At 65.6% G+C, this 22,075-nt stretch carries 23 protein-coding genes; 3 read left to right on the forward strand and 20 right to left on the reverse strand.

Going from position 1 to position 22,075, the window contains the following annotated elements:
* Positions 1-260: 260 nt before the first annotated feature.
* On the reverse strand, positions 261-1,157 hold the full coding sequence (locus tag ACQ4WR_RS16505) for an SMP-30/gluconolactonase/LRE family protein (RefSeq protein WP_436488505.1): 897 nt from the start codon (positions 1,155-1,157) through the stop codon (positions 261-263).
* Positions 1,158-1,295: 138 nt separating this feature from the next.
* On the reverse strand, positions 1,296-2,960 hold the full coding sequence (pgi, locus tag ACQ4WR_RS16510) for a glucose-6-phosphate isomerase (RefSeq protein ID WP_436488507.1): 1,665 nt from the start codon (positions 2,958-2,960) through the stop codon (positions 1,296-1,298).
* A 337-nt stretch (positions 2,961-3,297) separates the two neighbouring features.
* Between pgi and edd the strand changes: the two genes are divergently transcribed.
* From edd to ACQ4WR_RS16525, 3 genes are all read left to right on the forward strand, one after another.
* Complete coding sequence (gene edd, locus ACQ4WR_RS16515) at positions 3,298-5,211, forward strand: phosphogluconate dehydratase (protein ID WP_436488509.1); 1,914 nt, start codon at positions 3,298-3,300, stop codon at positions 5,209-5,211.
* 3 nt (positions 5,212-5,214) lie between these two features.
* Positions 5,215-5,844 (forward strand): bifunctional 4-hydroxy-2-oxoglutarate aldolase/2-dehydro-3-deoxy-phosphogluconate aldolase, encoded by a 630-nt coding sequence (eda, locus tag ACQ4WR_RS16520; RefSeq protein ID WP_071322430.1) that lies wholly within the window; start codon positions 5,215-5,217, stop codon positions 5,842-5,844.
* Between the two features lie 180 nt (positions 5,845-6,024).
* Entirely contained in the window at positions 6,025-6,546 is a 522-nt protein-coding gene (locus tag ACQ4WR_RS16525) for a Rhs element Vgr protein (protein ID WP_436488511.1), read from the forward strand.
* A 20-nt stretch (positions 6,547-6,566) separates the two neighbouring features.
* Here ACQ4WR_RS16525 and ACQ4WR_RS16530 read toward each other — a convergent pair whose 3' ends face one another.
* The 18 genes from ACQ4WR_RS16530 to ACQ4WR_RS16615 all read right to left on the reverse strand — a co-directional run bounded on the left by ACQ4WR_RS16530 (position 6,567) and on the right by ACQ4WR_RS16615 (position 21,873).
* A complete protein-coding gene (locus ACQ4WR_RS16530) occupies positions 6,567-7,586 on the reverse strand; it encodes a LytR C-terminal domain-containing protein (RefSeq protein ID WP_436488513.1) in 1,020 nt (339 codons plus the stop codon).
* A gap of 13 nt (positions 7,587-7,599) precedes the next feature.
* A complete protein-coding gene (locus ACQ4WR_RS16535) occupies positions 7,600-8,547 on the reverse strand; it encodes a type II secretion system F family protein (protein WP_102298758.1) in 948 nt (315 codons plus the stop codon).
* A 16-nt stretch (positions 8,548-8,563) separates the two neighbouring features.
* Positions 8,564-9,538, reverse strand: coding sequence for a type II secretion system F family protein (locus ACQ4WR_RS16540; protein WP_102298760.1), 975 nt, complete (start codon positions 9,536-9,538; stop codon positions 8,564-8,566).
* Positions 9,539-9,548: 10 nt separating this feature from the next.
* Positions 9,549-10,916: a TadA family conjugal transfer-associated ATPase gene (locus tag ACQ4WR_RS16545; RefSeq protein ID WP_102298762.1), complete on the reverse strand. Its 1,368-nt coding sequence runs from the start codon at positions 10,914-10,916 to the stop codon at positions 9,549-9,551.
* 51 nt (positions 10,917-10,967) lie between these two features.
* The gene (locus ACQ4WR_RS16550; RefSeq protein ID WP_436488516.1) at positions 10,968-12,119 is read right to left on the reverse strand and encodes a CpaE/TadZ family protein; all 1,152 of its coding nucleotides are present in this window, start codon (positions 12,117-12,119) and stop codon (positions 10,968-10,970) included.
* Between the two features lie 22 nt (positions 12,120-12,141).
* The gene (locus ACQ4WR_RS16555) at positions 12,142-12,660 is read right to left on the reverse strand and encodes a TadE/TadG family type IV pilus assembly protein (RefSeq protein WP_436488518.1); all 519 of its coding nucleotides are present in this window, start codon (positions 12,658-12,660) and stop codon (positions 12,142-12,144) included.
* Positions 12,661-12,670: 10 nt separating this feature from the next.
* On the reverse strand, positions 12,671-13,138 hold the full coding sequence (locus tag ACQ4WR_RS16560) for a TadE/TadG family type IV pilus assembly protein (RefSeq protein WP_436488520.1): 468 nt from the start codon (positions 13,136-13,138) through the stop codon (positions 12,671-12,673).
* A gap of 7 nt (positions 13,139-13,145) precedes the next feature.
* On the reverse strand, positions 13,146-14,690 hold the full coding sequence (locus ACQ4WR_RS16565) for a pilus assembly protein TadG-related protein (RefSeq protein ID WP_436488522.1): 1,545 nt from the start codon (positions 14,688-14,690) through the stop codon (positions 13,146-13,148).
* A gap of 48 nt (positions 14,691-14,738) precedes the next feature.
* On the reverse strand, positions 14,739-15,026 hold the full coding sequence (locus ACQ4WR_RS16570; protein ID WP_102298770.1) for a pilus assembly protein: 288 nt from the start codon (positions 15,024-15,026) through the stop codon (positions 14,739-14,741).
* A gap of 9 nt (positions 15,027-15,035) precedes the next feature.
* A complete protein-coding gene (locus ACQ4WR_RS16575) occupies positions 15,036-16,643 on the reverse strand; it encodes a type II and III secretion system protein family protein (protein WP_436488524.1) in 1,608 nt (535 codons plus the stop codon).
* Positions 16,644-16,665: 22 nt separating this feature from the next.
* Positions 16,666-17,514 (reverse strand): Flp pilus assembly protein CpaB, encoded by an 849-nt coding sequence (cpaB, locus tag ACQ4WR_RS16580; protein WP_102296548.1) that lies wholly within the window; start codon positions 17,512-17,514, stop codon positions 16,666-16,668.
* A complete protein-coding gene (locus ACQ4WR_RS16585; RefSeq protein WP_436488526.1) occupies positions 17,511-18,854 on the reverse strand; it encodes a DUF8689 domain-containing protein in 1,344 nt (447 codons plus the stop codon). Before ACQ4WR_RS16585 ends, cpaB begins: the two co-directional genes overlap by 4 nt.
* A gap of 33 nt (positions 18,855-18,887) precedes the next feature.
* Entirely contained in the window at positions 18,888-19,508 is a 621-nt protein-coding gene (locus tag ACQ4WR_RS16590) for a methyltransferase family protein (RefSeq protein ID WP_436488528.1), read from the reverse strand.
* A 40-nt stretch (positions 19,509-19,548) separates the two neighbouring features.
* Positions 19,549-20,136 (reverse strand): A24 family peptidase, encoded by a 588-nt coding sequence (locus tag ACQ4WR_RS16595; RefSeq protein ID WP_219726855.1) that lies wholly within the window; start codon positions 20,134-20,136, stop codon positions 19,549-19,551.
* Positions 20,133-21,203: a phosphatase PAP2 family protein gene (locus ACQ4WR_RS16600; protein ID WP_436488530.1), complete on the reverse strand. Its 1,071-nt coding sequence runs from the start codon at positions 21,201-21,203 to the stop codon at positions 20,133-20,135. Before ACQ4WR_RS16600 ends, ACQ4WR_RS16595 begins: the two co-directional genes overlap by 4 nt.
* Complete coding sequence (locus ACQ4WR_RS16605) at positions 21,200-21,373, reverse strand: Flp family type IVb pilin (protein ID WP_436488532.1); 174 nt, start codon at positions 21,371-21,373, stop codon at positions 21,200-21,202. The genes ACQ4WR_RS16600 and ACQ4WR_RS16605 overlap by 4 nt, the downstream gene beginning before the upstream one ends.
* A 95-nt stretch (positions 21,374-21,468) precedes the next feature.
* Positions 21,469-21,642 (reverse strand): Flp family type IVb pilin, encoded by a 174-nt coding sequence (locus ACQ4WR_RS16610; RefSeq protein ID WP_102296553.1) that lies wholly within the window; start codon positions 21,640-21,642, stop codon positions 21,469-21,471.
* Positions 21,643-21,726: 84 nt separating this feature from the next.
* Positions 21,727-21,873 (reverse strand): hypothetical protein, encoded by a 147-nt coding sequence (locus tag ACQ4WR_RS16615; RefSeq protein ID WP_180979493.1) that lies wholly within the window; start codon positions 21,871-21,873, stop codon positions 21,727-21,729.
* Positions 21,874-22,075: the final 202 nt, after the last annotated feature.

Genomic DNA, 22,075 nt, shown 5'->3' on the forward strand with positions numbered 1-22,075 from the left:
AATCCGACGCAGCCAGGGCCAACAATGGTGTCGGATTACGCGGGGCTTTGCCCCGCTCATCCGACCTACGCCCATGCGCAAGAAAAAGCGCCGGAGCCTTGCGGGGGGCGGCGTTTTTTCTTGCTGGAAACGATTGCGATTGGCCTGCCACTTCCATGGGCAAGCGGCAGTTCGGTAGGTCGGCTAGGCGCAGCGCAGCTGCGCGTAATCCGACGCAGCCAGGGCCAGCACTGGTGTCGGATTACGTGAGTGGCAAGGGATTACGCCTGGTAAGCTGTTTCCGGCTGGCCTGCCACGTCCACGCGCACGGACAACACGTGGCCCGTCAACGGGTAGGTGGCGATCTCGGCGTCTGATCGGTTGTGGCTGGCGCTGGTGATGTACAGGGTGCGCAGGTCGGGGCCGCCGAATGTCACCATGGTGGGGCAGCGCACGGGCACGGCGATTTCACCCAGCAAATGGCCGTCCGGCGCGAAGCGCAGGATCTTGCCACCTTCAAACATGGCTGACCAGTAATTGCCTTCGCTGTCGACGGCCGCGCCATCGGGGCGCCCGCCGTAGTCCGCCGCTTTCTTGTCCGTGGAAAAGCGCTGGAACGGTTGTGGTTCGGAAATGGCACCCGTGGCGGCGTCGAAATCGAAGCGGTCGATGCGGTGCGTGGTGGTATCCGAGTGGTACATGGTGCGCTTGTCCGGGGAAAAGCCCAGGCCGTTCGACACCGTCATGCCGCCCGACCAGACTTTGCGTACTTGTCCCTTTTCCAGCACGAACATCTCTGCAGCGTCGGCGTTGCGCGGCTCGAAAATCGTGCCGACCCAGAAACGGCCTGCCGGGTCGACCTTGCCGTCGTTGAAGCGCGTGGTGGCCATGTCGAACGGCGCCGCGGCGACTTCCGCCAGGCTGCCGGTTTTCGTGTCGAGGTGGGCAAAGCCGCTGCGCAAGGCCACGATCAGGCCGCCGCCCGCGTTGATGGCCAGCGCCGACGGCTCCGTCGGCATGCTCCATTGCTCATGCTTGCCGCTGGCCGGGTGCAGCCGGTGCACGGCGCACCCGTCGATGTCGACCCAGTACAGGGCCGCTTCCTTGCCGTGCCACAGCGGGCATTCGCCCACTTGCATGGGCTTGTCGCTGACTACCTTGATTTCGTAAATATTCATCTATTCTTAATGTGGAGAACGCCTAACAAAACCGTAGCGAGCGGGAGGGAGAGGCTGCCGAGAAGCGGAACTGTGCTTGAGCACAGTGAGCATCGCAGGCTGCCTATACCGACGCGCGGCAGGTTTGGTTATGCGTTATTAATATGCGGCTTTTGCTGCTTTAGCCAAGGCAATCAAGCCATTGGTCGAGCTGTCGTGGTGGTCGGGACGGGCTTCGCCCGTCAGTTCGGCCTGGATTTTCTTGGCCAGCACCTTGCCCAGCTCCACGCCCCACTGGTCGAAACTGTTGACGTTCCACAAGACGCCTTGCACGAAGGTCTTGTGCTCGTACAGGGCGATCAGGGCGCCCAGGGTGGTCGGGGTCAGCTGGTCCATCAGTATGGTGTTGCTGGGGCGGTTGCCGGGGAACGTCTTGTGCGGCACCAGCGCTTCGATCTCGTTGTCCGGCAAGCCTTGCGCCTGCAAATCAAGACGCACTTCTTCGCCCGTCTTGCCCGTCATGAAGGCTTCCGACTGGGCAAAGCAGTTGGCCAGCAGGGCGTCGTGGTGGCCCGGTAAATCGTGCGTGGCGCGCAGGGCGGCGATGAAGTCGATCGGCGTGATGTCGGTGCCCTGGTGCATCAGCTGGAAATACGCGTGCTGCGCGTTCGTGCCGCAGTCGCCCCAGATGACGGGGCCTGTCGGCACGTCGACGGGCACGCCATCCTTGGTGACGCGCTTGCCGTTGCTTTCCATGTCCAGCTGTTGCAGATAGGCGGCAAAGCGGCTCAAGTCCTGGTGATACGGTGCGATGGAAACGGAGCCGCAGTCGAGGAACTGGCGGTTCCAGAAACCCACCATGGCCAGCACCACGGGCATGTTCTGTTCCAGCGGGGCCTGGCGGAAATGCTGGTCCATCGCATGCGCGCCGGCGAGGAAATCGCTGAAGTATTCAAAACCGACGGACAGGGCCACGGCCAGGCCGATCGACGACCAGACGGAATAGCGGCCGCCGACCCAGTCCCAGAACGGGAACATATTGTCCGGCGAAATGCCGAAGTCGACGATCGCTTGCGTGTTGGTCGAGACGGCCACAAAATGTTGCGCCAGATCCTTTTCTTCGCCTTCGAGCAGGAACCAGGCGCGCGCCGTGTTGGCGTTGAGCATGGTTTCAGCCGTAACAAAAGTTTTCGATGCGACGATGAAGAGCGTTGTTTCCGGATCGACTTTCGACAGGGTCGCTTCCATGTCGTGACCGTCGACGTTGGAAACAAAGTGCATTTCCAGGCCCGGGTTGGCATACGAGCGCAGCGCCAGGCAGGCCATTTTCGGCCCCAGGTCCGAGCCGCCGATGCCGATGTTGACGATGTCGCAGATCGGTTTGCCCGTGTAGCCGAGCCAGCTGCCATTGCGCACCTTGTCCGTAAACGCTTTCACCCGCTGCAGCACATCTTGCACATCAGCATCGATATCCTGGCCATCGACCACCAGCCTGGTGCCGCGCGGTGCGCGCAAGGCCGTATGCAGAACGGCCCGATGTTCGGTAAGATTGATTTTCTCGCCAGTGAACATGGCTTCGCGCTGGGCTTCCACGCCGCGTTCGCGGGCCAGGTCCATCAGCAAGGCCATGGCGGTGGCGTCGACCCGGTTCTTCGAGTAATCGAGCAGCAGGCCGGCCGCATCTACCGTCATGCTGGCAAAGCGTGCTGGATCGGTCGCGAACAGCTGGCGCAGGTGGACGTCGCGCAGGCTGGCGCTGTGCGCTTGCAGGGACTGGAAACTGGCGGTGGCGGTGATGGCGGGAGTAGATACTGGCTGGCGCATGGCGGTCGGCTTGGGTGCTTGTCTCGGTTGAAAGGAGCGCGGCGCGTTCGCTGTGGCGAACAAGGGATCCGGCGTTGATATGGGAATAATACATCAGAAAAACGTAATTTCACTACAGTTTGTGACGCGAAGCCGATTTTGTTGTGCTTTTTTTAGCGTTTGTCGCAGTGACATATAAGAGAGGTGTCGGCAGGTTCCGATACGCGATATAACCCGGATTTGCCTTGATATGCCGCAATCCGTCGCTTATTTGTGTTGCCGGCCCAAGCAAGAGTGCTTCTTTCTCACCATTTTGTAGTAAAATTTCACGAAATACTCATTTTTAAGGAAATTCATTATGGCGCTGCATCCAGTAGTCGAATCCGTAACAGCGCGCATCATCGCGCGCAGCCGGCCATCGCGCGGCGCCTACCTGGCGCATCTGGATGCGGCCCGCATCCAGGGCGTGCAGCGCGGCGCCCTGTCGTGTACCAATTTGGCGCACGGCTTTGCCGCTTTCCCCGCCAACGACAAATTGTCGCTGAAAGAATATAAAAAACCCTCCGTCGCCATCGTCTCGTCGTACAACGACATGCTGTCGGCGCACCAGCCATTCGAAGGCTTTCCGCAGATCATCAAGCAGGCCGTGCGCGAAGTGGGCGCCGTGGCCCAGTTCGCCGGCGGCGTGCCGGCCATGTGTGATGGCGTGACGCAAGGCCAGCCGGGCATGGAACTGTCGCTGTTCTCGCGCGACACCATCGCCATGTCGACGGCCGTGGCGCTGTCGCACAATATGTTCGACGCCGCCCTGTACCTGGGCGTGTGCGACAAGATCGTGCCGGGCCTGCTGATCGGCGCGCTGCACTTCGGCCACCTGCCGGCCGTCTTCGTGCCGGCCGGTCCGATGACGTCGGGCCTGTCGAACAAGGAAAAAGCCCAGGTGCGCCAGCTGTATGCGCAAGGCAAGGCGACGCGTGAAGACTTGCTCGAAGGCGAGTCGAAAGCCTACCACGGCGCCGGCACCTGTACTTTCTATGGCACCGCCAACAGCAACCAGATGCTGATGGAAGTGATGGGCCTGCACATGCCGGGCGCCGCCTTCATCACGCCGAACACGCCGCTGCGCGACGCGCTGACGGTGGCCGCCTCCCAGCGCGCCGCCGCCATCACGGCGCAAAGCGCCAGCTACCTGCCGGTTGGCCACATCGTCGACGAGAAATGTATCGTCAACGCCGTCGTCGGCTTGCTGGCCACGGGCGGTTCGACCAACCACACGCTGCACCTGGTGGCCATCGCCAAGGCGGCCGGCATCGTCATCGACTGGAACGATTTCAATGAACTGTCGGCCATCGTGCCGATGCTCACGCGCATCTACCCGAACGGCGACGCCGACGTGAACCACTTCCACGCGGCCGGCGGCACGGGCTATCTGATCCGCGAACTGCTGGATGCGGGCCTGCTGCACGACGATGTCAACACCATCCTCGGCCATGGCTTGCGCGCGCACTGCCAGGAGCCGTTCCTGGGCGAAGACGGCAAGGTTTTCTGGAAAGATGCACCGGCCGCCAGCGCCGACGAGAACGTGCTGCGCCCGGCCGCGAACCCGTTCGCGCCGGACGGCGGCATGGTCCTGGTGGCCGGCAACCTGGGCCGCGCCGTGATGAAGGTCTCGGCCGTCAAGCCGCAGCACCGCACGGTGGAAGCACCGGCCCTCGTGTTCAATTCGCAGGAAGATTTCATGGCCGCCTACAAGGCCGGGTCGCTGGACCGCGACTTTGTCGCCGTGCTGCGCTTCCAGGGCCCGCGCGCCAACGGCATGCCGGAACTGCATGCGCTGACGCCGGCACTGGCCAACCTGCAGGACGCTGGCCGCCACGTGGCGCTGGTCACGGACGGCCGCATGTCGGGCGCGTCGGGCAAGGTGCCGGCCGCCATCCACGTGTCGCCTGAAATTCTCGCCGGCGGCCCGCTGGGCCTGGTGCGCGACGGCGATATCATCCGCCTCGACGCGTTTACCGGCGTGCTCGAAGCGCTGGTGCCGGCCGACGTCTGGCACGCCCGTTCGCTGGTCACTGCCGACCTGTCGCCGAACCATGTCGGCATGGGCCGCGAGCTGTTTTCCATGTTCCGTTCCACCGTCAGCGCGGCGGAAGAGGGTGCCACCACCTTCGGCCTGCCGTCGCCGATTCCCACCACCGTTGCCTTGCACGACGCCGATAATGTCGGCGATACTGTGCCCGGTTCCGACGAAGACTTTTTGGCTAGGAAATAAGAGATGACCATGACACTACTGGAAATTATGCGCACCTCGAGCGTGATCCCCGTGATCGCGATCGACGACCCTGACCACGCCGTACCGCTGGCGCGCGCGCTGGTGGCGGGCGGCATCCGCGTGCTGGAAGTAACCTTGCGCACCAAGCACGGCCTGGAAGCGATCCGCGCCATGTCGGCCGTGCCGGGCGCCATCGTTGGCGTGGGCACCCTGACGCGTCCCGAGGAATTCGTCCAGGCGCGCGATGCGGGCGCCGTCTTCGGCGTCTCGCCAGGCCTGACGTCGGCCCTGGTGGCGGCGGCGAAAAGCAGCGGCCTGCCGCTGCTGCCAGGCGTGATGACGCCAGGCGAAGTGATGGCGGCGCGCGAGAACGGCTTCCAGCAGCTGAAACTGTTCCCGGCCGTGCCGGCGGGCGGCATCGGCATGCTCAACGCCATCTACGGCCCGCTGCCGGACGTGACCTTCTGCCCGACGGGCGGCATCTCGCAAGAGACGGCGTCGCAGTTCCTGGCCTGCAAGAACGTCGCCTGCGTGGGCGGTTCGTGGCTGACGCCGAAAGACGCGATCGCGGCCGGCAACTGGGACCGCATCACGGAAATCGCCAAAGCTGCCAGCGGCTTGCGGTCGGCCTAGTCATACCTGACATACGCGACTGCGCGCCGCGCTTTGCGGCCTGCGATGCTCACCGTACCAGAGTACGGTTGCGCTTCTTGGCCAAAAATCACTGCCGCTCGCGACGCTTCTGTCAGGCACTTGCAGTTTAGTATTCGGCAAGCTCGCATGCTTGCCGCTTCTTTCTTCTGACGGAGTGTCATGCGTGTCTTGCGCCGTCCCCTGACCATCGGCGAAACCGCCATGGCCCGCAGCGTCTTTCGCGACGCCATCGACTATGCGCGCGTGCGCGTCGTGCGCGGCTCCTTTTTGCCGTTCGGCTTGCAGGACCAGAACACGGCGATGACGCCGCGCGGCAATTTGCATTTCATGCCGGCCCAGTACCGCGAGGATTTCTCGCGCGAGGGCAACAGCGGCAAGCTTTTCTTCATCCACGAGATGGTACACGTGTGGCAATACCAGCTCGGTTATGGCGTGCTGCTGCATGGCGCCCTGCTGGCCCTGCGCGGCGGCTATATCGCCCAGCGCGCCTACCGCTACGATGCGCAGGCGGGCGGAGTATTGTCCGACTTCAACATGGAACAGCAGGGCGACATCATCGCCCATTACTTTGGCGCGCGCCAGCTGGGCATTCCCGCCTACGTGGCCAAGCTGCCGCAGTTGCAGGATATCCTGCAGGGCTTCCTGATCGACCCGTCCGACCGCAAGCTGCTGCCCCGCTGACCATGCCGTAGCGTGCGCCGCTACGGCGCCATGTTCGCCGCCAGCCGTGCGTCGGGTGCGCGCAGGCTGGCTGACGCATCCTTGCCCAGCAATAAACGCAGGTCGGCACCGGCGCCGATGCCGCTGTCGCCGGACGCCTGCAGCTGCGGCATGCCGCCCAGCGCCAGGGCCAGGGTGGCCGCCGCCTCGGCATGCCCGGGGCGGTAGACGATGCTGCTGGCCTGCAGGCCGTACGGCCGCTGGTTGCCCAGCCGCAGAACGCTGATGCCCATGCCGCCCAGCATGCCGCGCATGCGCGCCGCCATGCCCGTCTCGCCATGGGCATTGATCACTTCCAGGCGTGGCAGCGCTGCCGCCTGCCTGGCCGGCGCCGGCCTGGCCGCCGTTGCCGCGGCCACTGCCACCGCCGCCGCTGCGGACGCATCGCGCCAGTTCAGCGCAAAGACATTCGGCTGCAACTGCGTCAGCTGCAGGCGCGTCGGCGCCGCCGGCGTGGGCGCCAGGTCGGCCACGGCGGCGTCCGTGGCCGTATCGACGGTGGCCACGCTGCGTGCCAGCGCCGCGATGGCCAGGTCCAGGTTGACGCGCGCCGGCTGCTGGCCGTTGTCGAGTTGCAGCGACTGGCGCAGCGCGGCCGCCGCCTGCGCATACTCGCCCTGCAGGTACAGCACATAGCCCAGGTTGTTGTAGGAGCGGGCGCTTGGCGCTTCGCTGCTCAGCGCCTGCAGCATGCCGCGCGCCGTTTCCAGCTGGCCCAGTTGTGCGTGCAGCACGGCGGCGCCATTGCGCGCGTCGGGCAAGTCGGGCAACAGCTGCAGGGCAACTCCATAGGCAGCCAGCGCCGCGCGCAGGTCGCCCAGTTCCTGCATGCGCTTGCCCAGCTTGCAGTACGCGGCGGCACGCGTGGCAGGGCTGTCGTCGGCGCGCGCCTGCGCCGGCGCAACGTGGCTGCCCTGGCTGGCGGGGCCGGACAGGCTGCCGCAGGCGGGCAGCAGGCTGGCGCAGGCCAGCATGAACGTCAGTGTGGTGTGCTGGGACATGGCGGTTCTCCGGTCAGCTGCCACCGCCCATGCTGGGCAGGAGCACGCGGTAGATTTGCAGGAAGGCTGGCCCCATCAGGACGACCAGCAGCGAAGGGAAGATGAAAAAGATCAGCGGGAACAGCAGCTTGAGGGCGATTTTCGCCGCCTCTTCCTCGGCACGCTGGCGCCGTTTGGTGCGCAGCTGGTCCGATTGCACGCGCAGCGAGGCGCCGATGCTGGTGCCGAAACGCTCGGCCTGGATCAGCATGGCCACCAGCGCGTCGACATCCTCGACCCCGGTACGCAGCGCCAGGTTGCGCAAGGCACGTTCCTTGGCATTGCCGGCGCGCAGTTCCAGCATCACCAGATGCAGTTCCTCGGCCAGCACGCGGCTTTTCAGGGCGATTTCCGCAGCTACCCTGGCCAGCGCCGCATCCATGGCCAGACCCGCTTCCACGCAGACCGTCATCAGGTCGAGGGCATCGGGAAAGCTTTCAAAGATGTCGCGCTGGCGCCGCTTGATCATTTGCTGCAGCACGACGTTGGGCAGGTAGTAGCCGATGGCGGCCACCGTCAGCAGCCAGAACAGGATAGCCTTGCCGGCCATCTGGTGGCCCGATGCGCTCAGCCCCAGGAACAGCAGCAGCGGCAGGCCGATGGCCAGCATGGTCTTGGCGGAAAAAAACAGTACCGGCGTGGAGGCCTGGCGCAGGCCGGCATTCATGAAGCGCCGGCGCATGACGGAGTTTTCCCAGCCCTGGTCGGGGATCGACAGCCTGGCCAGGGGGCCCGTCAGGCGCACCACGCGCGCCAGCCAGGGACTGGATGCCGGTGCGCCCGGCTGCGGCACGCTCTTGCCGGCGGCCGTGTCGATGCGCTGGCGCAGCAGGTCCGGCGACAGGCTGCGCAGGGCCACCAGGGCCGTGCCGAAGACGGCAATGAACAGCAGGGCGAGAAAGGCGATATGCACGGGGTTCATGAGGTTCTCCTTTGGCTCAGACGCGGATGCGGATGATGTTGCGCATGACCAGGATGCCGCACGCCATCATGACCAGGGCGCCGACGAGCATCTTGCGGCCACCCGGATCGACAAACAGCATTTCCAGGAACTGGGGATTGGTCAGGTGGATCATGGCGGCCGCGCCGAACGGCAGCATCGACAGGATCCAGGCCGACAGCTTGCCTTCGGCCGACAGCACGCGTACCTGTCCCAGCAGCTTGATGCGTTCGCGGATGATGCGGCTGATGCTGTCGAGCAGCTCGGCCAGGTTGCCGCCCGTTTCGCGCTGGATCAGCACGGCGATGACGAAATAGCGCAGGTCCGTGCTGGGCACGCGCGTGGCCAGGTTCATCAGGGCGTCCTGCATGGCGATGCCGAAGTTGACTTCATCGAAAGTGGCGCGAAACTCGGTGGCCAGCGGCGCATTCATTTCATCGCCCACCATTTTCAGGGCGGTGGGGAAGGCGTGGCCGGCGCGCAGGGCGCGCGACATCAGGTCCAGCGCATCGGGCAACTGCTGCTCGATGCGCTGCAATCGCTTGGCCTTGGCGCGCAACACCAGCAGCAGCGGCAGCAGGGCCGCCAGGGCCGCCAATGGCAAGCCCAGCAGCCACGGCGTGCCGAAATAGGCGAGCAGCAGCAGCGCCGCGCCGCCCGACACCAGCACCATGCCGGCGAAACTGGCCACGCTCCAGCTCATGCCCGACTGCTCCAGCAGGCGGTCCAGCGCATGCACGCGGGGCACGCTGAGCAGCAGGCGCTGCAGCGACGGCGTGTCGCTCAGCAGGCGTTTGCGGATCATCGAGCTGCCCGTCTCGCCGTGCGCGCCGGCCGACATGGTGCGCAGGCGCCGCGCCACCCGTTCCGCCTCCGGGCCGCGCGAGGCATTCCACGCCAGGTACAGGCCTTCGATCAGCAGCACCACGGCGATGAAGGTGAGGATGGCGAATACATAGTAGAGATAGTCCATGGTGTTCCCCTTAATGGTACTGGCGGGTCGGATCGAACAGGGTTTCGGGCAGGCTGATGCCGAAGGCGCGCAGGCGGTCGAGGAAGTGCGGCCGCACGCCGCTGGCATGGAAGTGTCCCTGCACCGCGCCGTCTTCGCCGATGCCCGTCTGGCGGAAGGTGAAGATTTCCTGCATGGTGATCATCTCGCCTTCCATGCCGGTGATTTCCTGGATCGAGGTGACCTTGCGCTTGCCATCCGTCAGGCGCGACACCTGCACCACCACGCTGATGGCCGAACTGATCTGCTGGCGCATGGCCTTCACGGGCAGGGCGGCGGAAGCCATGCTGATCATGTTTTCCAGGCGCGTCAGCGCGTCGCGCGGGGTGTTGGCGTGGATGGTGGCCATCGAGCCTTCGTGGCCCGTATTCATGGCGCCCAGCATGTCGAGCGCCTCGGCGCCGCGCACCTCGCCCAGGATGATGCGGTCGGGGCGCATGCGCAGCGCATTGCGCACCAGCGCGCGCTGCGTCACTTCGCCCTTGCCCTCGATGTTGGCAGGCCGCGTTTCCAGGCGCACCACGTGCGGCTGCTGCATCTGCAGCTCGGCCGCATCTTCGATGGTGACGATGCGTTCGGCCGTGCTGATGAAGCCGGAAATGGCGTTCAGCATGGTGGTCTTGCCGCTACCCGTGCCGCCGGAAATGAGGATGTTGATCTTCGCCTTGCCCAGTGCCTGCAGGGTGCTGCTCATTTCCTCGGTCAGGCTTTGCTTGAGCATCAGGTCGGCCAGGCGCAGCGGCTGCGCAGAGAAGCGGCGGATCGACATCACGGGGCCGTCAATGGCTAGCGGCGGGATGATGGCATTCACGCGCGAGCCGTCGGGCAGGCGCGCATCGACCATCGGGCTCGATTCATCGATGCGCCGGCCCACGCGCGAGACGATCTTGTCGATGATTTTCATCAGGTGCGCGTCGTCGGTGAAGCAGATGTCGCTCAGCTCCAGGCGGCCGTGGCGCTCGACATACACCTGGCGGCAGTTGTTGACGAGGATGTCGGACACGCTGGGATCGGCCAGCAGCGGTTCGAGCGGGCCGAAGCCCAGCACCTCGTCCTGGATGTCGCGGATCAGCGAGCGGCGTTCCAGTTCGTTGATCACCACATTGTCTTCCGTGAGCACGTCGCTGACGAGGATCTTCAGCTCTTCGCGTATCTGTTCGCGCGACAGGCGCTGCATGCCTTCCAGGTCGACCCGGTCAAGCAGCGCCTGGTGGGTGCGGTGCTTGAGTTGCTGGTAGTTGTGGTTCGATGCCCCCTGGTGCGTGGCGCCGTCGTTCAGGCTGGCGTCATCCTGGGCATAGCCCAGGCGGTCCCGCAGGGTGAGTTTTTCGGCAGTCATGGTCGGTCTCCGGTAAATGGGCGTAGGCGGTTTGAGGGTCGGGCCGGGGCATCAGGCGCGTGCCAGCAGGCGTGCCACCCAGCTTTGCGCCGCTGGCAGGGTCTCGCCTGCCACGCTGGCGGCCAGTTCCTGCAGCGAGCGCGACACGGGGTTGTGTGGCGCCAGCTTGAGTATCGGCACCCCCTGGCTGACCGACGCCGCCACCGCTTCATACTGGTTGGGGATGGACTTGTAGACGTGCTTGCCGTAGGCGGCTTCGAGGTCCGCCACGCGGATGCTGTCACTGCTGGCATAGCGGTTCAGGATCAGGCGGATCTTGTCATCGCGGTAGCCCAGGCCGCGGAACACGTCGAGCAGGCGCTTGCCGTCGCGGACATACGGCAAGGTGGCTTGCAGCACGGGGAAGATCAGGTCGGCGCGGTCCAGCGCGCGCACGCTGACGGGATCGAGCCCGCGTCCCACGTCGAGCAGGATGTAGTCGTACTGACTGCGCGCCAGCGTCAGCAGGCGGTCGATATGCTCGGCCTCGACGTCGGCGGCGTGGGCCGGATCGTCGGCGGCGGCCAGCACGCTGTAGCTGGGCGTGATCTGGATCATGCTGGCGCTCAGTAGCGAGGCATCGAGGCGCACGATCTGCTGCGCCAGCTGCGACAAGGTGGTGGCCGGCTTGTGGTCCGAGACAAACAGGGCGGCATCGCCGAACTGCAGGTTCAGGTCGAACAGCGCCACCTTGCGCTGATCCCCGGCCGCCAGCGCATAGCCGAGATTGGAGGTGATGAAGGTGGCGCCGCTGCCGCCCTTGCACGAGACAAAGGCCAGCACCTGGCCATTGCGCGCCACCTGTTTCTGCAGTTTCTCGCCGATGCGGCGCAGCGCCGCGATGAGGGCCGTGTCGTCATCGGGCGGCAGCACTTCGCGCACGCCGGCGCGCATGGCGCGCAGCAGGAACTGCGGATTTTGCTGCGGGCATTGCACGATGATGGCGAGGTTGGGGTAGCGGCTGCCCAGGCGTTCGAGCAGGTCGAGCTCCTCGTCGCCGATCTGTTCCTGCTCCAGCAGCAGCAGGTCGGGCGTGGCGCCGTTGTCGAACATTTCCGGCGTGCTGGCCAGCAGCGAGACGCGGTCGGCCGCGCTGCGTTCGCGCAGCAGGCGGCTAAGGCGCTTGAGCTGGACTTCATTCTTCGAGACGATAACGATATTCACTTGGCACTCCCGGTAATGGCATTCAGTTGATCTGGAAACCCAGGCTTTCGGCATGCATGACCACCACCGAGGCGGGCAGGGCGATATTGAGAAAACCGAACAGGCTGACCATCGGCGTGTAGCTGACGTTGTCGATCGACACGCGCACGCTGTCGATGCAGCTGGCCGTGCGCGTGTTGTCGCCGCAGGCCGACAGGTTGTCGCCCGGATCGAGCGGCAGCAGGGTCACGTCGGCGCCGCTCTTGTTCAGGTAGCGGATGGTGATGTTGGTGGCCGTGACTTCGGGGGCGGCCGGCAGCGACGTGCCGCCGAACAGGGCCAGCGTCTTGACGGCATCGGCCTGGTCGACCCAGCGCACGACGGCTTCGCGCGCCGCGCGGCGGCTCACTTCCTGCACCGTGTTGTACAGGTACAGCATGCGGCCGAATTCCAGTACGCCGAACAGCAGGGTGAAGAACAGCAGCGCCACCAGGGCGAATTCCACAGCGGCGGCGCCGCGCTGGCCGCGGGGCTGAACTGGCGAGGGGAAGGGCGGGCGCATGGCGTTCTCCTTACAGCATGTAGCGCATGGTAGTGCGCGGCGCGAGCGGCGTGGCGTAGCTGCTGGCCGAGCCGATCACGAAAGGCAGGTACTGCCCCACCGACAGCGTGTAGTTGATGATTTCGACGCGGATGCCGCCCGGCGCGGTGCCATCGCTGCAGCTGCTGTCGTTGAAGTTCTTGTCCAGGCAGGTGACGGCCACATTGGCCGTGCTGAAGCCGCCGATGCCGGCGCTGGTGGCGGCATCGACCACCGTCTGCTTGGCGGCCGCCACGCCTTGCGTGGCAATGCCGGCCTTGGCCTGGATGGACATATTGCGCGCCGCGTCGCGCGTGGCCTTGGTCAGCGCGTCGTAGTACCAGAACGCGCGGCCGAAGCCGAAGATGCCGGCCAGCAGGGTGACCAGCAGGGCCAGCACGATGCCGAATTCGACGGCGGCGCCGCCGTGCTGCTTGCCAGGAAAGAGAGGGATGCGCATGGCCGTCTCACTTATAGAGTTTGATTTCGGAATTGGGCACCGGCTCGATCAGGCCGGTGAACTCGACGTCGAGGCGCGCGCCGCCGCTGAAGTCCGCCTTGGTCGTCATGAAGAACTTGCCGATGCCGACGGCGTCCATGGCGCCGCACGAGGCCGGGCCCACGGGCGCCGTGCGGCAATCCACCAGCACCACGTTGAGGATGCGGCGGTTGCGCTGGCCCGGATGCGATGCCGATGGTGCCTGGAAGGTGGGGCCGCTGGTCTGGTTGTAGGGCGATGGTGGCGTCCCTGCGGGAAAGCCGGCGCCGGCGCTGGCAGGGTAGCTGGCCGTGTCGAAATACGTCATGGCGGCCGTGTTGTACATCGTGGCGTTGGCGTTGGCGTTCGTCACCGTGAACGGCGTGCCTGCCTTGGCTGGCGTGGCGCCGTTGCTTTGATAGGCGGGACCGTAAGACCACAGCACGCCGTAGTCGGCAAACTGCGCGAACGTCGCCGAGGGCACGGGCACGGCGCCGGCGGACGGCAGCTGGTAATTGGGCTTTTTTGCCGCATTGAGCGACACCGACTGCTGGCTGGGCAGGTTGGCCGCGCCCGGCTCCATCCAGCCGGTGGGCGGCGAATTGGCGGCACTGGCGACGCAGGGCGCGCCACTGCCCTTGCATGGGTACTCCTTGATGTTGGTGTCGGGTGGCGCCGTCACGGGATCGCAGACGGAGGCGCCGCCATACACGTCGAAGCGCGAGTTGAGGGCGCTGGCGATCTTGGTGGCGCTCAGGCCCGTGTTGGTATACACCTTGCCGCTGCCGCTGCTGATGACGGCGCTGCTGCCCGTGCACATGAAGGGCGCGGTGGAATTGGCGCTGGAATGCGCGGCATTGCAGGCGCCTGGCGGGGCATCGACGGGATTGATCAGGTAAGGGTCGGAAGAGCCGCCGAGCGGGTTCAGACCGAACAGATTGTAGGTGACGCCGCGGCGGAAACCGAATTCCACCAGCTCCGTCATGCCGGTGGCCGCGTAAGTATATTTCGCCGTCTTGTTGGCCGGATCGACAGCGCACACGCCGATCGGCGTGACGTCGTTGACGAAGCGGCCGGCCACGGCCACGCCGGAGGTGCTGGTGCTGGCGATGCCGGCAATGCCCATCAGGTAGGTGGCGAAGGTCTTGCTGCCCGTGTCGACGCGGATGAAGGTCTGGCCCTGCGGATTGGTACGTGCGCTGGCGCCGGATGACCAGGGGCCGTCGGGCCCGGGACCGAAGCTGATGTCGGCGGCGGTGAGGGTCAGCGGCGTGGAAAAGTCATAGCGGTTCTTTTGTGCCACGGCGATGGCCTGTGCCTGGGCATTGTCGATGCCGGCGGCGCTTTCATTGAGTTCCACGGCGCCGCCCAGGGCGGCGCTGTCGGCGCCATTCTGCAGTTCCGCCTTGGCGATGTACAGGTGGCCCAGGTCCAGCACCAGGCCGCCCATGGCAAACAGGATCACCAGGGTCAGTCCGAGCACGATGGCGATGGCGCCCTGCTCCCTGTTGTGCCTGCGGTATGCTGTTTTCATGTGCTTCTCCTGGTGGCCTGGGGTGGTATGCCGGCTCCCGCTAGCCGGCTAGCGGGAGCCGCCGACGCCGATGGTGAAGACGTTCGGCTGCGGCTCCGGCGCGGCGAACGATTTCTGGTAGCGCTGGTAGGCGCTGACCCCGGCCTTGCCGTCGATGCCGCTGACGGGGTTGGTATTGCGGTAGGCGTCCGGATACAGGATCTGCTGCGACTTGAGCAGGGCCACGGATTCGCCGAAGTGGCTGTCGAGCACGGGCGTGGTGGTGGCGGCGCAGCCGGCCAGCAGCGACAGCAGCGACAGCAGGGCGGCGCAGGGCAGGCGGTGTGAGGTTGTCATGGTGTTCTCCTATTTGAGGTCGAAGCCGCCGGCGGCGGGCTGGACAGTGGCTGCCTGCGGCGGCACGCTGGCAGGCGCTGCTGGCGTGGCCGGTTGCTGAGCCGGGGCCGTGCCTTCCATTTTTCCCTGCATGAACATGTCGCCGCGCGTCGGCTGGATATAGCCGTCGGTGGGCAGTTTGTAGTCGGGCGGCAGCGGCTTGACCAGGTGCGGCGTGATGATGAAGACCAGTTCCGAACGGTCCGTCTGGAAGTCCGTGCTGCGGAACAGCGCGCCCAGCACGGGCACTTCACCCAGGCCAGGCAAGGCCTTGATGTTGCTGGTCACGTTGTTCTTGATCAGGCCGCCGATGGCGAAGCTTTGGCCGTCGAACAGCTGCACCGTGGTGGTGGCGCGCCGCGTCGTGAACGACGGCAGGACGGCCGTGGCCGAGATGCCGGTGGCGGTGATGCCGATGCCATCCTTGTTCAGGTCCGACACTTCCGGCGCCACTTTCAGGTTGATGCGGCCCCCTTCGAGCACGGTGGGCGTGAATTTCACGGCCACGCCGAATTCCTTCTCTTCCAGCGTGATGGTGGACACGCCACCCGTGTTGGTCTGGTTGACGGGGATGAAGATTTTTCCGCCCGCCAGGAAGCTGGCCTCCTGGCCGCTGATGGCCATGATGTTCGGTTCGGCCAGCACCTTGATCAGGCCATCGCGTTTCTGCGCGTCGAGGTTGAAGAAGTTGTTCTTGCTGGCGCCGCTCAAGCCGCTGGGATTGTTGCTGAGCAGGCTGGACAGCAGCGAGTACGACCAGCTGCCGATTGTCTTGTTGATACCCAGGCTGGCGCCAAGCTGGTCGACCAGCACCTTTGACACTTCGGCCACTTTCACTTCCAGCATCACCTGCTGTGGCGCGGCGATCGCCAGCAGGTTGATCACGCGCGGCATGCCCGCATCCGGCGCCCCTGCGGCGGCGGGAGCGGCAGCGCCTGCGGCCGGCGCGGCGCCGGATGCGGCCCCGCCGCTGCGGGCGCCGCGCTGCACATAGGCGTTCGCCAGCGACATCACCTGGTCGGCCTTGACGGCGTCGCTGACCATGCCCGAGACGATCAGGGTGTCGCCGGCCACGGTGACCTTGACGTCTTTTTCATTCGGCAGCAGTTCGGCCAGGCGCGCCTGCAGGCTGCTGCTGTCGATGCCGACGGCCAGGTCGACGATGGTGGCATCGTTGGCCTTGTTCCAGAGGATCAGGTTGGTGGTGCCGACGGAACGGCCCAGCAGATACACTTCGGTTGGATTGAGCAGGATGACATCGGCGATGCGCGGGTCGCCGACCGACATGCGGCTGGCGGCAAACGGCAGGCGCATCAGGGTCGACTTGCCTTCGGCCAGGTGCATCTGCGGCGCCATCTCCGTGCGGCCGGCGCGCATCTCGCCTTGCGCCGGCGTGCTCCGGGGACGGCTGGTGACGCGGCTGCCGGCCTTGCTGGCGCCCGTCTCGGCGGCAGCGGTGGCAACGGCGGTGGCGGCGACGGGTTCGCTGCGGGCCTGGGGCGCCAGGGCGCCGATCATGGCAAGGGCAAGCGCGAGGCTGAGTACCCGGCTTCCGCTTGCGGTGCAATTTGTGCTCATGGCATGGCTCCTCTGGTGCAGGTTAGAATTGTTGGGAGCTGCGTTCCAGCCCCTTGATGACATCGATGCGTGGACCGGCTTGTGGCGCAGGCGCCGCGGCGGGACGGCGGCGCGGGATAGGCTTGGCCTGCACCATGGCGGCGGGGGCGGCAATGGCGATTTTTTCATCGAGCAGGGTGCTCTTGGTGGCGCCTTCCGTGTTGACTGGCTTGTCCTCGATCTGGTTGCGCAGCACCAGCGACAGGGTGCCCACGCTGCGTGCCAGGTCGAGTTTTTCCGCCTGGTCCGGCGTCAGTTCCAGGGTCACGGCATTGACGACCTTGGGCTTGGTATCGTCGCGGCTCGATTCCTGGGCGATGGCCAGCACGAGGATGCGTTCGAGCACGATCTTGGAAATATTCGGGTCGCGGTCCGGCGTCTTGTGCGCGCCTTCCCCCTGGGTGTTGACGAGGATGTCGACAAAGTTGCCCGGCAGGGCGAAGCCGGCCACCCCCACCACATCGTTGACGCGCACGGTCATGGCGCGCTTGCCCTCGGCGACGACGGCCGACAGGCCGCCCTGGGTGCCCGGTGGCGCCAGCTTGCCTTCCATGATCGGTTCGCCGTGCTGGATGCTGGTGCGCGTGACGCGCGTTTCCAGCAGTTTCGGATCGTTGATGGCGCCCGGCGGCAGCGCGTTCGATGGCCAGTCGACCATGCGCACCATGTCGGGCGTCAGGCGCGCGCCCAGGCTGATGTCGACCTGGGCCACGGCCACCTTGTTGATGTTGCCCGATGCTTGGGCATTGATCCAGCGCGCGGCCACGATGACCGCGGCGAACGCCAGGATGACCGCAATGGCCATCATCGTCAGAGCGCGTGCGTTTCTCATTTTGCTTCCCCTTTGTGCTGGACCGTTGCCGATCCGGTGTGTGTGCTTGCCAGGATGCCGTTGCTGCCGAAATAGTTGTTCCAGGCCCACTGCAGCACTTCGGGCGTGAGCTGCGCGGGCAAATCGTCATAGCGCGCCTTGTCGCAGATCTGCGCCAGGATGTCGCGCGGGTAGCAGGCGAGCAGCGGCCGCTTGTGCAGGTCGTGCAGGTGCAGCAAACAGGCGTAGGCGGATTCATCGAAATTGATTCCCAGCTGCGCGCAGGTGCTGCGGAACACGGCCAGGTAGTGGTAGGCGCTCAGCGGGCCCACATGGATCTTGTAGCCGATGCGGCGCAGGAAGGAATCGTCGGCCAGCTCCTGCGGCGCCAGGTTCGAGGAAAACACCACGATCACGTCGAAGGGCACGGCGAACTTGTAGCCGGTGTGCAGCGACAGAAAATCGATGTGGCGCGCCATCGGCACGATCCAGCGGTTCATCAGTTCCACTGGCGAGCAGCGCTGGCGGCCCAGGTCGTCGATGATGAAGATGCCGTTGTTGGCCTTCAGGTGGGGCGGCGCCTGGTACAGCCGGGCGCCCGGATCGAACTGCAGGTCCAGCATGTCGAGCGTCAGTTCGCCGCCCGTCAGGACGGCGGGACGCAGCGCGCGCACCCAGCGCGAGTCGGCCGGCGGCGTGTCGCCCGACAGGGTGTGCAGCATGGGGTCGAGGAAGGGCAGCACCTCGCCATCGACCATCACGGCGTGCGGCAGGGCGATGGCGCCGCTGAGCAGGCCGTTCAGGCGTTCGGCCAGGTAGCTTTTGCCGCTGCCGGCCGGGCCATGGAAGAACAGGGCACGCCCGGAATTCATGGCCGCGCCCAGCTGGTCGAGTACCGCCGTGCTGGCCACCACGTCGCGAAATTCGCGCATCACCCGTTCGCGCGTGACATGCATGTGCGCCACGCTTTGCGCCAGCACTTGGTTGCTGTAGTCGGCAAGGTTGACGGGGGCAGGTCCGCTGTAGGCATTGCGGCGCAGGTAGTCGGCGGCGCGCAGGCGGCCCTGGTCGCCCAGCTGGTAGGACAGGTCGGCGTCGGTGCCGCTGCTGCCGTCGCGGCGCGCTTCGCAGAGTTTTTCGGCGCGCATGAAGGTCAGCAGCGGCTCGAGCACGTTGGCGCCCAGCTTCACGTGGCTCGACAGGGCGGGCAGGGTGATCTGGCCGCGCAGGAACATGATCTTGACCAGCAGTTCGACCAGGAAAAGGAAGGGCAGTCCCGTTTCGGCGACGCTGCGCGGGGCGCGCCTGGCGGCCGGTTCGACGCCGCCGCCGTCGCTGCGTTCTGGATAGGTATCAGGCATGATCTGTGCTCCTGTTCTGGTGCGGTGCGGATGTCAGAAAATGAAAGGCAGCAAGCGGTATTTCACTTGCCGCATGTAGACGCGGTAGCGCACGTCGGTCGACAGGAAGCGCTCTTCGCGCAGCAGGCGCATCACCATCATGCTCATCGTCGCGACGTAGATGATGGCGTTGGCGATCGAGGTATTCGACAGCAGGTAGCCGCTCAGGGAAATCAGGTAGCTGGCATACAGCGGATGGCGTATCACGCGGTAGACGCCGCCCGTCTTGATGTCGCGCTGCGCCGCCACCAGGCCGAAGCTGCGGTTCAGCGACAGCAGGCCGGCGATCTGCAGCAGGCTGCCGACGGCCAGCAGGTAGCGCGCACCGGGCCAGATGGCCACGTCGGCAGGGGCCAGCAGGAACGGGGCGAAGGTGGCGCCGATGGCCAGCAGCCAGTCGCCCGCATCGGTGGAGACGCTGACGGGGGCCGAGCGCACGATGAAGAACAGCGCGCCCAGGGTTTCTGCGGCGCAGAACAGCAAATAGCTCCAGTCGCCGCTGTGCAGGTAGCCCACCACGTGGGCACTGGCAAAGAAGGCCCACAGGCAGGCCATGGACATGCTGGTGAAGAGGCTGGCGAGCCGCGATTGGCAGAGGGTGGCGATGGTGTTCATGGTCAGGTCCTGGGGTGGCTGGTGGTCGGAGCGGCGCGTTTCAGCGCACGCTCCACAGTTGGTGGTAATGCAGGAACAGCTGCAGCAATGTGCCGCTGGCGATGGCAAAGGCATACGCCAGCTTGCCGGTGGCCGGTGGCGGTTCGGCGATCGTGGCGGCGCCGCCGGCCAGGCTGTGCAGCAGGGCGCCCAGCATCATGTGATAGGTGTTTTTCAGCACCTGGCGCAGGCGGTGTCCCACCAGCGCGGCGGCCAGGGCCAGCACGCCGCCGCACAGGAAGGTCAGCAGGGCCGCTTCGAGCACGGCGTCGGGTCCCAGGAAAGCGCCGCACATGGCCATCAGCTTGACGTCGCCGGCGCCCAGGGCGCGCAGCAGGTACATGGGCAGCAGCAGGGCCAGTCCGGCGCCGGCGCCGGCCAGCGCCTGCAGCAGGCCCAGGCCGCCGAAGGAAGGATCGAACAGGCCGCTACCGGAGGGGATGAAGCTGTTCAGCGCCAGGCCTGTCAGCGTGCCCCACAGCACCAGCTGGTTGGGGATGCGGCGCGTGCGCAGGTCATGCCACAGCGCGCCGCCCAGCAGGGCGGCCAGCACGGCCAGGCACAGCAGCATGGGCAGGTGGGCGCTCATGATGTCAGTCCTTCCTTGTTCATGCACGGCACGGTGGCCATGTGCATGGCCGGTGCCGCGGCATGGCTGCCCAGTGCGCGTCCCACCAGGTGCCAGACCAGCGCCGCGCCGGCCGCGCCGACATAGCCGTCGAGCGCATAGTGCCAGCCCAGGTGGATGGAGCCGAGCAGGATCAGCACGGCGAAGGCGGACAGGGCGATGCCGGCGGCGCGGCTGACGCGCCAGCCCATCATGGCCATCAGCACGGCCGTGGCGACATGCATGCTGGGCATGGCGGAGATGCCCAGTTCGCCATTCGCGCCCTTGCTTTGATAGCCTTGCCACAGCATGTCCTGCACCTGCAGGGCCCACACGGGAATGTGTGCGTTGGCGTCGCGCAGGTAGGCCATCAGCGGCGCATACGGGTCACTGGCATGCAGGTGGCCGTAGTAGCAGGGGCCGACGGAAGCGAACAGCACGGCCATGATGCTGCCCAGCCCGATCCAGGTCAGCGCAAAGCTGAGCAGGAACTGCATGCGCAGCAGCGGGCGGCGGGTATCGAGGATGAGCCAGTACAGGATGGCGTAGAACAGGAAGAACCAGAAATGGTAGGCAAAGTTGAGCAGGGCCGTCACCAGCGGGTGGCCCAGCAGCGGCTGCAGGCGTTCCCACGGGGCCTTGCCGCCATGCAGGGCGATGTCCCAGGCGGACAGGCTGGCATCCCAGGTGTAGGCGTGCAGGCGCGGGATGGCGGCCTTGAAGACGGTGAAGCTGGAAGCGAAGACGGGAATGAGCAGCATGGCCGGCAGCGCGTGCAGCAGGCGCTCGTTGCTCAGGTAGCGGCGCAGGTCGTGGTACAGGTAATGGCACAGACGGTGCGGGCGTTTCATCACCATGACGTGGATGGTGTAGCCGCACAGGATGAAGACGGGACCCGTGAGGATGGCGACGAGGAAGCCGGCCAGCACGTTGAGCATGTCCGAGGCGCTGGGCAGGCTGCCGGCCAGCAGCAGGGCGGCGGCGGCATACAGCAGCACGATCAGCAGCAGCAGGCGGTGGGTGCGCAGCGAGGCGCGCAGGGTGTTCATGACATTGCCAGGACGACCTGGTCCTTGACGTAGACAAACAGCAGCCTGACCTGGTCGCCGAGCAGGGTGATGGTGATCACCAGCACCGTGGCGATCAGGCCCGCCAGCAGCGCGTACTCGATCGCCGTGACGGCGGACTCGTCGGAGAAACGGCGGAACAGGGATTTCACGATGGGCCTCGCTATGCGTTGGTCAAGGTGGGCGTGCCGGGATGGTGGAGAGCGGTAGTCCGGGCTGGCGCAATGCCGGCCCGGACAGCACCGCATCAGCCATTGGCGGTGGTCAGCTTGGTGCCGATGGTGCTGAAGGTTTTTTTCAGCTGGGTACCGACGATGGTGACGGCGGCGATGATCACGACGGCGATCAGGGCGGCGATCAGGCCATATTCAATTGCGGTGACGCCATCTTCTTCGCGGATAAAGTTTTTGATGAGGTTCATGACAAACTCCTGGTGGTTGAGGTACTGCGATGGATGAAACGACATTGCTGCTTGGGTACTGCGCTGCGGTGCGGTGTCATGCCGTTACGGGCTCTCTCCCAGTGCCAGCAGTCCGATGATGCAAACTACCGCCATCAGTGCCGCCACCAGCGCATAGCGGTAGAACGTCGCCCTTTGCTTGCTCTGCAGGTAACTGGCCAGGGCAGCAGGAAGAAACTTATCTAAACGCATGCTGAGCTCCGTGTCGTGGTGGCCGCGGCGTGTGATCTGCTCTTCGGTAATTCCACTATAGAAGTGAAGACCTTGATCTACATCAGAAGAACCTCCTTTTTATACCGGGAGGATTTGCTTGTTTTTTTCGGGACAATTGTCATGGCCGGGTTCGGCAAGCGTGCGGATGCCCCGCCGTGGTGCGGCGGCGCAAGGGCTGGAG

Source organism: Janthinobacterium amylolyticum (assembly GCF_051380655.1).
Taxonomy (GTDB): Bacteria; Pseudomonadota; Gammaproteobacteria; order Burkholderiales; family Burkholderiaceae_D; genus Janthinobacterium.